Origin of the sequence: Parachryseolinea silvisoli, assembly GCF_021190955.1 — a bacterium.
Classification (GTDB): domain Bacteria; phylum Bacteroidota; class Bacteroidia; order Cytophagales; family Cyclobacteriaceae; genus Ohtaekwangia; species Ohtaekwangia silvisoli.
Genome location: NZ_JAIOAO010000003.1, coordinates 463,189 through 473,309 on the forward strand (window position 1 = coordinate 463,189; position 10,121 = coordinate 473,309).

At 51.9% G+C, this 10,121-nt stretch carries 7 protein-coding genes; 5 read left to right on the forward strand and 2 right to left on the reverse strand.

What is annotated here, in order from left to right:
* Positions 1-8: 8 nt before the first annotated feature.
* Genes K7P01_RS19165 through K7P01_RS19180 form a run of 4 tightly spaced genes read left to right on the forward strand, consistent with a single transcriptional unit; the run spans position 9 to position 5,280 of the window.
* Entirely contained in the window at positions 9-848 is an 840-nt protein-coding gene (locus K7P01_RS19165; protein ID WP_267296034.1) for a hypothetical protein, read from the forward strand.
* A gap of 16 nt (positions 849-864) precedes the next feature.
* On the forward strand, positions 865-2,049 hold the full coding sequence (locus tag K7P01_RS19170) for a DUF4185 domain-containing protein (protein ID WP_267296036.1): 1,185 nt from the start codon (positions 865-867) through the stop codon (positions 2,047-2,049).
* 6 nt (positions 2,050-2,055) lie between these two features.
* Positions 2,056-4,071 carry a sialate O-acetylesterase gene (locus tag K7P01_RS19175; RefSeq protein WP_267296038.1) on the forward strand — a complete coding sequence of 672 codons (2,016 nt, stop codon included), beginning with the start codon at positions 2,056-2,058 and terminating at the stop codon, positions 4,069-4,071.
* A 27-nt stretch (positions 4,072-4,098) separates the two neighbouring features.
* Positions 4,099-5,280: a glycoside hydrolase family 172 protein gene (locus K7P01_RS19180; protein ID WP_267296040.1), complete on the forward strand. Its 1,182-nt coding sequence runs from the start codon at positions 4,099-4,101 to the stop codon at positions 5,278-5,280.
* A gap of 97 nt (positions 5,281-5,377) precedes the next feature.
* Here the strand turns inward: K7P01_RS19180 and K7P01_RS19185 are convergent, their stop codons facing one another.
* Positions 5,378-5,821 (reverse strand): DinB family protein, encoded by a 444-nt coding sequence (locus tag K7P01_RS19185; RefSeq protein ID WP_267296042.1) that lies wholly within the window; start codon positions 5,819-5,821, stop codon positions 5,378-5,380.
* A gap of 35 nt (positions 5,822-5,856) precedes the next feature.
* Positions 5,857-6,627, reverse strand: coding sequence for a PorT family protein (locus tag K7P01_RS19190; protein WP_267296044.1), 771 nt, complete (start codon positions 6,625-6,627; stop codon positions 5,857-5,859).
* Between the two features lie 458 nt (positions 6,628-7,085).
* Between K7P01_RS19190 and K7P01_RS19195 the strand changes: the two genes are divergently transcribed.
* Positions 7,086-10,055, forward strand: coding sequence for an FG-GAP-like repeat-containing protein (locus K7P01_RS19195; RefSeq protein WP_267296046.1), 2,970 nt, complete (start codon positions 7,086-7,088; stop codon positions 10,053-10,055).
* The last annotated feature ends 66 nt before the right edge of the window (positions 10,056-10,121 follow it).

The following is a 10,121-nucleotide window of genomic DNA, read 5'->3' on the forward strand; positions in this document are numbered from 1 at the left end:
CTAAAGCGATGAAAAAGTATCGTCAATATCTACTGAATCTTATGCTGGCTGCGTGCGCGTGCGCCCTTTCGTGCGAAGACGATTATGAGTCCAATGCAGACAAGCTGGGCCTGGAGCTTACCATTCCGGGACAGAATATCAAGATCGCCGGGTATGGCCAGTACCGCTCGCAGGTGCAGGAAGGTGACGAAGCGGTGGTAACGGTAAAGCTCCCTTCGGACGTACGCTCGCTGACTATTACGAAGTCTGTGAACCTGGCCGAGGACACTGACTATGGCACCAACGGTGTTCTTACAGTAGACGCGTCAGCGCTTTCATCGGGCGGTGAATATACCTTTCTGTACCAGGGCCGGGAAGAAGACATTGACCAGTTGATCGGGTTTGCCTTCCGCGCGGAGACGGCATCCGGCGATGTGGTGAAAAGCGATCTCACCCTGGCGGTGGCCGCCGCGCCGCGCATAAACCTTTCCCGCCGGAAGTGGATGTTCACATCGAAGATCTGGGTAAACAAAGCGAACAAAGAAGACATCCTGGAGTGTGAAAAAGATAATTATTATCTGTTCCATGCCGATGGGCTCATGGATTCATTCTACGGCTCCAACCACGCTGGCGGATGCGAGCTGGAGGAATTCAACGACTACGACGCCTGGGAGCTTTCGGAGGACGAGACTACGTTCAAGATGAAATATCACGGCATATTTACCCCCGATGTGTTTGTCACCGATACCTATCGGGTGAAAACACTTACCGTCGACAAGCTCGAGCTGGAGATCCATATTGACCTTTCGTGGGCCGGCGAGAGCAACGACGAAGTGTTTATTTACAAATATGTGGCAGCTCCTAAATAGTAATGTTAAATTGAGTATGATGAAACAGATCGCTTTTTATCGTGTGTTGATTGCGCTGGCCGTAGCCGGAGTAGGGACGTCCTGTCAGCAAAAGAAAGAAGAGCAGAAAGAAACCACCTATTCGGTACATGCCGCGCCGGAATGGACAGCATTGTTCACGCGCTCGCAGGGGTGGTTCGGCGCTGACGGCATCTTCTCCATTCCCCTGAAAGGGAATGATGGCCTTGCGTCTGACGATACCGTGCTCTTTGTTTTCAGCGACACCATGTTCGGTGAGGCAGGCGATCCCAGCCAATCCGGGGCGCCCGGCCTGGCCATGATCAATAATTCGGTGATGCTGCTGACGGGGAACGAGCCGCGGGAAGGCAACGCGAAGTTCATCGTAGGGAAAGACACGACCTCGGTATTCCTGCCGTCAACACCAAAGGCACAGCCCGGCGACTATTACTGGTTGGGTGACGGCGTGGTGGATCATGAAGCGGGAGACAGCCTGTATATCTTCGGATACCTCATTCAGAATACGAATGACGGTTCAAAGTTCCCGTTCCGTCAGGTAGGAACAACGTTGCTGATCTGTCCTCCGCATACTACAGATTTCTCGAAGTCGAAGCAGATAGACCTGCCGCTCGTCTCGCCCAGCGATGACCCGGCGGCCACGGCGTTCGGGGCGGGCATCTATGCCAATACCGAGGCGGCAGGTTCTCCCGATCCGGATGGCTATCTATACATTTATGGCGTTCGCGGACCGGGGAAGGACCTGGTCGCGGCGCGGACGAAAGCCGGGACGCTGGCAAGGTTCTCGTCCTGGGAGTTCAGGACTTCCGACGGATGGACGAAGGACCTGAAGGAGGCCGCTCGGCTGGCCGACAGCGTTTCAAACGAGATGAGCGTCTCGGCCATCGGCAACGGCCAGTACGCGCTAATCTATCAGCTCGGCGGCATCTTTTCGCAGATTTGCATGCAGATCGGGTCTTCGCCGGCCGGACCTTTCGAACGGCGAAAAGTGATTTGGGATACATCGTCCGAGCTTACGGAGAAAGATATCTATACCTATAATGCCAAAGCACATCCCGCGCTTTCGAAGCCGGGCGAGCTGCTCATCAGTTACAACATCAACAGCTTCAACTTCCTGGAGCAATTGAAGAAGACTCCGAACTTCTATCACCCCCGGTTTATAAAAGTAGTCTTTGACAAAAAATAACAGCGAATGAAACGTACGCGCAGCATCGTTATGCCGTTCAGGATCCTGGTCGTTCTTTGTAGTATGATTGCACTTCTTGCCGTTGATCTAACGGTCAAGGCCGGCGTAAAGCTGCCGGCGATCTTTCGCGATCATATGGTACTTCAGCGGAACGCGCCCCTTAAAGTGTGGGGGTGGGCCTCGCCGGGAGAAAAGGTTCGCGCTACCTTGGCGATGCAATCGGCTACTGCAGTCGCAGATAAGTTGGGCAAGTGGAGTCTCGCACTACCCGCCATGGAAGCAGGCGGACCCTTCGAGCTGAGAGTGGAAGGAAAAAACGCTATCCTATTGTCAGACGTTCTGATCGGCGATGTTTGGATCTGTGGCGGGCAATCTAATATGCAGTGGAATATAGACCAGACGGGCTTCCAGGAGCAAGATAGCACCTTCCTGAAACACGGGCAGGTTCGCCTGTTCACGGTGCACGTGGACATCGACTACCTGCCTGCCGAAGATATTAAAGGCGGGACCGGCTGGAACAAGTTAACCCAGGAGAATATAAAATATTTTTCGGCCGTAGCCTATCACTTCGGAAAGAAACTGTACCAGGAGCTGAACGTACCCATCGGCCTGATCAGTGACAACCTGGGGGCTACCAGTATTGAAAGCTGGATGAGCAACGAAGCACTTCTTTCGTTCGAGCAGTTCCGGGCCGACCTCGCGCCGGTACTGAAACGCAACAAGAACTTCGCTGCGATGCGTGCCGACTTCGAGAAGATGAAGCCCGCGTGGTATAAAAAGTATTATTACAAGGGGCCGGGTCTCGCCGAAGAATGGTTCAGAGTAGATACTGATCTTTCGGAATGGAAGCCTATCGACGCCATCGGCAATACGTGGGAGGCCGTGCCCGACCTGCGCGACCACGACGGTGCCGTGTGGTTCAGGACAACGTTCGACCTGCCCGCGAACTATACCGGTAAAACCTTTCACGTGGGGCTGCTGCAGGTAGACGATTACGACATCGCCTGGGTGAATGGCATGAAAGTGGGAGAGAACTATGGCAACTACAACCATCATGGGTACGATGTGCCGGTGGACATCTTGAAGCCGACAGGCAACGTACTGGTGGTACGCGTGTTCGACGTCGGCGGCATCGGCGGGTTTACCACGGCCGCCATGTGGGCGCACAATATTTTACAGGGAGACTGGTTGTACAGAAAAGGGCAGGCGATCGACGCCGCTAAATTCCCCAAGGTGCTCGTGCCCAACGCCACCCCCTTTTCTTCTCCCGCCGTATTGTATAACGGCAGCATCGCACCGCTGACCAACCTGGCCATCAAAGGCGTGATCTGGTACCAGGGAGAAGCCAATGCTGACCGCGCGTATGAATACCGCACGCTTTTTCCGACGATGATCAACGACTGGCGCTCGAAGTGGAAGCAGCCTAATCTTCCTTTTCTCTTTGTACAGCTTGCCAATTATATGGGCGAGTCTCCGCTACCGGTGCCGAGTGCCTGGGCCGAGTTGAGGGAAGCGCAAGCCTCCGTGTTGACCATGGCCAATACCGCCATGGCCGTGGCCATCGATATCGGCGAAGGTAACGACATCCACCCGAAGAACAAGGAAGATGTGGGCAAGCGGTTAGCCCTCGGTGCGCTGAGCAATGTATACAGCAAGGACATTGTAAGTGCTGGGCCGACCTTCCGTTCCATGAAGGTATCGGGTAGCAAAGCGGTTATGGAATACGACCATACAGGCGGCGGCCTGATGACAAAAGATAAGTACGGCTTCGTGCGTGGTTTTCAGATGGCAGGCGAGGACAGAAAGTTTTACTGGGCGCAGGGCATTATCGTCAACGGAAAGGTGGAGGTTACCAGCAGCAACGTCACAAACCCCGTCGCGGTGCGTTACGCGTGGGACAACAACCCCGGCCAACTGGACCTTTGCAACGCCGAGGGACTTCCAGCAGTACCGTTCCGCACGGATGACTGGGAGGGCATCACCGTCCATAACAAATTTCAGACGGGACAACCGAGATTTTAAGTTAAGTATAAATATAAAATGTAAAGTATGCGTCAACCATCAATCACACAGGATAGCATGAAACTCCGGATACTTCTCATACTGATATCAGCCTTCCTGGCCGTGAGGGCTTCCGCGCAAAAGGCAGGCTTTGACGGCATCGGCACAAACATGGATAACCTCTACAGATTGTCGGATGCGCAGACGCGGTCGATAAGCCCGGAGAATCCAACCGGCGAAAAAGGCAAGGGCGGCATGGCGAAGGAAGGCACTGCCTCGGGCCCCGCGAAAGACCTCGGTCCGGGATGGAAGATCAACCCGTTCATCCGCATCGCCGCGCATACCACCTATACCATCGCCGAGATCGACGGCGGTGGTGCTCTGCAGCATATCTGGATGACACCGACCGGCAACTGGCGCTACAGCATTCTGCGCATGTACTGGGACGACGAGAAGGAACCGTCGGTGGAGGTGCCCGTAGGTGATTTCTTTGCCGCAGCGTATGAATATAAGCCAGTCACATCGCTCGCGGTGTGTGTCAATCCCGGTAGCGCCTTCAACAGCTACTGGGTGATGCCCTTCCGGAAGAAATGCCGCATCACAATGGAGAACGTAGCGGATGAAGAAATGATCCTGTACTATCAGATTGACTACACGCGCACAACGGTGCCCGAGGACGCCGCCTATTTTCACGCGCAGTTCCGCCGGGTGAACCCGTTGCCCTATAAGGAAGTATATACCATCGTCGATGGTATCAAAGGTAAAGGACACTATGTCGGTACGTATATGCTCTGGCAGAGCAACAGCAATGGCTGGTGGGGAGAAGGGGAGATCAAGTTCTATATGGATGGTGACACGCAGTACCCCACGATCTGCGGCACAGGCACGGAAGACTACTTTTGCGGTTCGTATGCGTTTGCCGTGAAGGACGCTAACGGCCGGCAGCAGTATGAGGATTATTCAACTCCGTATGCGGGCTTCCATGTGTTCAAACCGGACGGCGCGTTCAAATCTCAGACGATGTTCGGAATGTACCGGTGGCACATCACCGATCCGGTTCGTTTCAATCAGAATTTGAAAATCACGATTCAGGCGCTCGGCTGGCGCAGCGGCATGCGCTATCTGCCGTTGCAAGACGATATTTCCTCCGTAGCCTTCTGGTATCAGACGGAGCCACATGCGCCATTTCCGAAGATCCATTCCAGGGACGGATTGGAAATTGTGCGGTAGGATTTGGTGCCGCGTTAGCACTCCGCGCAGTGTCAGTTTTTTTTTAAAAATACCGCTTCTTTTTGCTTTCCTGGTTCGTTGCCCGATCATAGTTTCGTTACCCCTTTTCATACAGAATGAAATCCGTATTCAACGGATCGATTCCGCTTTGCCGGAAGTCGGTGGCAATTTGCGCCCGGTGGTACGTAGAATGATTAATGATATGAAATAGGAGGTCCGACGCCTTTTTGTGGCAGGCCTTTCCCCTCATCGTGAAATTGACAGTGGCATTCAGATCAAGCGTGTTCAGGATCTGGAGGGTGTGTTCATAGTTCGCCTGATCAATATCCCGGCATGCCTCGATGGTGTGCAAGTCCCAAACGCCGAAGGCGGTAAGCCGCTTGTCAATCCTATTGTTCCAGATCTGGTGTGCATTTACAATATGGCTATACAGGGCCAATACCCTTTCAGACGTCTTTCCGGCGTTGGCCTGAAAGGCATCCCACAATTTTTGATTGGTGGAGTAATTGTAGTTAAATAGATCCTTGAAAAAATCCTTCATATCCATTGCTTATACGGCAAAATCTTTGCCCTAAGCTAATGTTTTTTCTTGATTGGCTTTCGGTGAACGTCTTTGTCCTGCGTACTCTTTCCTTTCCTGGATTCTTTCAGATCGATATCGAACAAGTATGCAATGGTGAGGCTGACCACCTTTTCGTTTGCGCGTAGATTGTCTGTGAAACCGAGCGTACGCCAGCTTGCACTGGTGGGCTTACCGTAAAAGGTATGTCCCGAGGTGAAGCGAAGCTCGGTCAGCAGGCGGTGCGATCGCCTTAGCGGTGCGATAAAACCAGTTCCGATATTCACGCCAAACAGCCATCGATTTACATTGGTTAAATACATCTTATCAAAGTCGGGCTGAGGTGGCTCCAGTGGCATAGGGCCAAAAACAAGATCATAGGACTGAAGGCCACCGGATCCGATCTTTCCGTGGCCGCCGATCCAATAGCTGATGTTAGGCCCCAGGTTGACGAACCATTGTGTGGGGATATTTTTTCTTATTCGTAATGGAAAAGACTTTCTCAACAGCATGGACGCGTCAGCATAATAGTACGTAGCAGAATTAGTCCACGTGTCTGCATTCGAAAGGATCTTACGCCCGCGTTGGGAAAGTCCGATCTCTGTTTCAAAGGAATAGTTATTCTTTAATGGAAATATGATCAGGCCGGCTCCCATGAAACCGGGCTTGTTCCGTTGTGAGAAATCTTTGCGATCGAATTTGTCAGCGATTACAGATCTGGACAGCAGTGGGCCAACCTTCAATCCGAGCGAAAAATTCTGTGCTTTGAGTGTATAGTTAACATTCATTGCGCAGACGAATGCGACGCTGATAAGTGTATATTTGAAAAATGTCATCTGACTATCTGATCGACAAACATAACTCTTTATTAGTTACTTCGAACAGCGATTGGTAACCTCTACCTTGCACGCGGATCAAATGCCATTCGAAAATTTTTCTTTCTCTAAATCATTGGTTGCTTTGCAAAGAAGCGTTGCGCAATATTTTTTGTGAGCTGGAATTTGTGACTTCTTTTAAAATAACTCACATTCACATAGATGTTTCTTTGCCACCGCAACTGGCCAGTCGCTCAAAAGTGTCGACACTTACATTGTTCAGGTTGCCGGATACTCATGGCGATTTACTGTTGCGATTTTTTGGAATCATTGTTTATACTAAAAAGTACATCGTCAATTACTATTTGAGACCGGTCGGTATGAAGAAGTAGAACGATGGTGATGCACGGTTTTTAAAAGACCCTTCCAGAATGAAACACCTTTACCTTGCCTGTATGTGCATTACGGGCTTCTTTGCCGTAAAGGCTCAGCAGCCGGTAATTGTGAAGATTGAACCTATGCGCACGTATCCTCTGGATACCGTGTTGATAACGGGTTCGGGCTTCAGTGCAACGGCGTCGCAAGTGTGGTTCGATCATGTCAAAGGACGGATCGTGCGCGCTTCGGAGTTTTCCGTACTGGTCGCTGTGCCAGCGCAAGCCCGGTATCACAACGTAGAGGTTATTAATTTAACGACGCGCCTTTCGGCGAAGTCGCCGCTGAAATTCTTATCTTCCTTTAGCGGTACCACTTTCGATCCTGCGAAATTTCAGTCTATTGATCTTTCTGCCAATACACCCTCGGTATTTGATCTCTGTTCTGCTGATCTCGACAGTGATGGCAAGCCTGATTTGATCGGAACCCGCAACGATGGCGGGACCGACCTGGTTGTGCTTCACAACAAGAGCGCCATCGGGTCGGTGAGCTATACTAAATATGACAAGAGCAATCTTCCGGTGCTCAATCTCACGCAACCTACGCAACATATCGCGTGCGGAGATCTAAACCTGGATGGCAAGCCAGACGTGGTCGTGTCACGCGCCGGGGCGACGGCTAACAGTATATTTATATTTCGGAACACCAGCGCAGCAACACCAGATTTTGCCAGTGCGATCGAGCTCTTTCTGGACATCGGAAACCTGGCACGCCAGGTTTCCATCCATGACCTGAACGGCGATGGTAAGCCTGAGATCATCGTTGCCAACTCCGCCAATTCCAGTAACCTTTATGTATTCGTAAACCAAAGCGCTGGAGGTGCTCTGAGCATCAATCCAACGCCCCTGAAGTTTGCCGTTGCAGGTGCCCCCAATACACTGGCCTTAGAGGTGCAAGACTTTGATAATGACGGGAAGACGGATATCATCGCTTCGCAAAACCAGGGCGCTAATTTATTCTTCCTGAAGAACACGAGCACGGCGTCTGTAAATTTTGCGGCGGCTCAATCCATTAGCGTGGCCGGTACAATCAATGACATAAACTCCGCCGACTTCAATGATGACGGTAAGTTGGATCTTGTCGTTACGAGTGTTTTTGGTGGACAGGTATTCTTGCTTCTCAATCAGACCAGTGGTGGAACGGTTGCATTTTCCTCCCAAATTCCAGCGGCGACGGGCACCGGACCTTTTGGTGTGGAATGCGCAGACATCAACGGCGACGGTTTTACCGATATCATTGTTCAGAACAGGCAAACATCGTACATCTCGGTTTTTCTGCACAACGGAAATTTTGCTACACCCACGTTTACATCATCGACTATTGCAATCCCTTTGAAACAGGGGTGGTTTAGCAGAGTAGCGGACTTCGACGGTGATGCCAAGCCCGACATTGTGTTTACAAGTGCCGTGGGGATTGGCGCTTCCAACACCATCACGATGCTGCGCAACAGCAACTGCCATTACCCGGTAATTTTGAACGATCCCCCGCTTACCATTTGCCCCGGGCAAAACATTCGCCTCGAATCCATCCCCATACCCAACGTCACATTCGAATGGATGAAAGATGGTGTAACCGTAAAACCAGTCAGCGGTGATCCTTTTGCATACATTACCAGTGCGGGATCATATACCGTCAAGGCAGTCGGAGAGAGTGGCGCTTGCGCTATTACGTCTGGCCCACTGGTTGTCGGTTCCGGAACAGGAGCCGTCCCGCCCGATGCTATCATTGGCCCCATACCGCTTGCCTGTGCGGGCAGCGACCTGACCATTACCGCCACTGCGGTAGTGGGTGCGACTTACCGTTGGCAAGGCCCGAACGGCTTTACCGTGGAGGAGACCGACAATCAACTGGTCATTCCGGCCATCACACCAGCACAGGCTGGGATGTATTCGGTCCAATTGAAGATGGGCGGATGCACCGGCGATGAGGACACGGAAGAGGCCACCGTGGCGGACGTCGGGAGCTTTGTTATTAGCAGCAGCAATGCTTCGGAACCGTTGTGTGAAGGCGGGAATATCACGCTGTCGGTTGCGTCAGCTTCGAGCAGATCCTATCAGTGGGTGAAGGATGGCGCAGACATTGGCGGGCAAATATCCAATACACTCACGCTGACAAATGTCTCGCCGGCATCGGCCGGGAGCTATAAAGCGCGGATATCCTTTAGCGGGTGTTCGGAGGAAACATCACCGGTCGCCGTCGTCATCCGGAAAAAGCCTGTTGCCAGGTTTACCTTCAGCACCCCGTGCCTGCATGAAGCGACTCTATTTACCAATACCTCTACCGTTGACGACCTGGCGGACGTGACCTACACCTGGGCTTTTGGTGACGGTGAAGCAAGCACAGACGTCTCGCCGACACATACCTATTCCGATTCACCGGCACAAGATCCTTCCCTTACGATACAGTATACCGGACTACCAGCCTGCACCGCTGCGATTTCGAATACCATGACTGTTCTGGCTTCGGAGAAACCGGAAATTGCGGCAAGCGCCCCTGACCTCTGCCCGGGCAATACGGTGACGTTGTCGCTGACCGGAATCTTTACTTCGGTCGAGTGGTTTTCGGGAAGTACGAGCATCGGTACATCGCCGACTATTGACATTACCGAACCCGGGTTGTATGCTGTTGTTGTGCAACACACTAATGAATGTACAGGAACAAACGAAGTTGTGATAGATCGTTCTGCCGATTGTTCCGTAGTGGATATTGTCGTGCCGAATATGTTTTCTCCGAATGGGGACGCAAGAAATGACCGCTGGGAAATCCGTGGTATTGAAAGCGTCCCGGGTTGCACCATGAAAGTTTTCGATGACCGGGGCGTGAAACTATTAGACAAAGATGGATACGACATCAACGGTTGGGATGGTACTTACAATGGAAGGGCTCTTCCCGATGGTGTATACTTCTATATCCTGACCTGCCCTGATCGAAAGCCGATCACCGGGTCAGTTTTAATCATCAAGTAAGATTTAGCATGAAGCACGCCATACCACACAAAATATTTTTAGAAGAAAAGGTACAATCGCTCAGAT